Genomic DNA, 1,494 nt, shown 5'->3' with positions numbered 1-1,494 from the left:
TCGGGCCGCTGAAGGACTGGAGGCGTGTCGCGACGCGTTACGACAGATGCCCACAGACGTTCTTCTCTGCCATCTTGCTCGCGGCAACCGTCTTGGTCTGGCTATGATCCAGAACGAGTCCTGACGCTAGCTGTATGCGGCGTAGCCCTTGCTTGTCTAGGAAACGCCGTGATGTTCAGCCGGATTGGGGCTCGCTCTGCTCAGTAGGTGAATAAGCCCTTGTCTTGTCAGCGGACAAAGAAAACATCTGGTTTGGGCGCCGAGCAGACGCCAAGGCAACGCACATACATAGGGCTCTTCGCGTCGATGATGCGCCGACTACCAACTTTCCGCTTTCGTCAGTGAAACGCCCGAGAGCAAGATTGCCTGACAGAAAAGGCAAAACTATGTGCCACAGAACACATGAGTGAAACTTATGATCGCGTGGGCGGATGGCCTGCGAATGGTGAAGAAAGATAGTATCGTTACATAATATTTATTATCTCAGGAGGTATAGCCGGGTGGGTTCTATTTTGAAATGCGACACGCCATGGTTTTCAGGCTGTTGCAGATCGAGGAGACCCTCTCTTGGCCCCGCATCTGACATTTGAGGAACGCCGGATTGTCGCGGGCCTGCTGCACCGTGAAGTCAGCGTGGCGCAGATCGCAATCCAGCTCGGTCGCCACCGTTCGACCATCCACCGCGAGGTGCGGCGCAGTTTCTGGCACGACCCCGAGGTGCCGATGGCGACGGGATACTGGCACATGAATGCCCAGCATATGGCCGCAGCGCGTCGGTCGCGGCAGCGCAAACTGACCCGGCACGACGGCTTGCGGCTGGCCGTGATCGAGCGGCTGATGGACGGCTGGTCGCCGGAACAGATCGCTGGACGCCTGCGCCACGAAGGTCATCGCCAGCGGGTCTGCCAGGAGACGATCTACAGCTACGTCTATTCGAAAGACGGACAGGCCCAGGGACTCGGTCGCCACCTTCCCGAGCGCCGACGCAAACGGCAGGCCCGCTACGCACGCAAGCCACGAAGCCTCGTTTTTCCAGAGCGTTGCATGATCCGCTATAGACCCGATGCGGTCAAAAAGCGTGAGGTTTTCGGGCACTGGGAGGCGGATCTGATGATCTTCCGCCGCGAGCACGTCGTGCTGGCCTGCATGTCCTTCCCGCGCCAGCATCGCACCAAGCTGCACAGCACCAACCCGATCGAGCGCCTGAACAAGGAGGTGAAGCGCCGCGCCGACGTCGTCGGCGTTCGGGCACTCCTTCGGACCAATGGCAGTCATGCCCTCACTCCCCAACGAGGCCTCGATCATGCGCCTGATCGGCGCCGTGCTGTTCGAAGCCAACGACGAATGGCAGACCTCGAGCCGCTACATGATGATCGAGGCCTTCGCTCAGATCGACAAGGAGGAGATCGACCCCATTCTCAGCATAACCACGAAAGCCGCCTGATCATGCCCTCAGGCTATCCGGGAATTTACACCAGCTTGACGGACGTGACC

General features: G+C 59.4%; 2 pseudogenes. Both read left to right on the top strand.

Annotated elements, in window-relative coordinates:
- Nucleotides 1–107 (top strand): annotated as a pseudogene (locus BU28_RS25760) (IS5/IS1182 family transposase); the annotation flags it as partial.
- Between the two features lie 616 nt (nucleotides 108–723).
- Nucleotides 724–1,444: pseudogene (locus tag BU28_RS26895) on the top strand (IS30 family transposase).
- Nucleotides 1,445–1,494 lie beyond the last annotated feature (50 nt).

Source organism: Paracoccus yeei ATCC BAA-599 (assembly GCF_000622145.1).
GTDB lineage: Bacteria > Pseudomonadota > Alphaproteobacteria > Rhodobacterales > Rhodobacteraceae > Paracoccus > Paracoccus yeei.
This window is presented reverse-complemented; position numbering and strand designations above follow the sequence as displayed.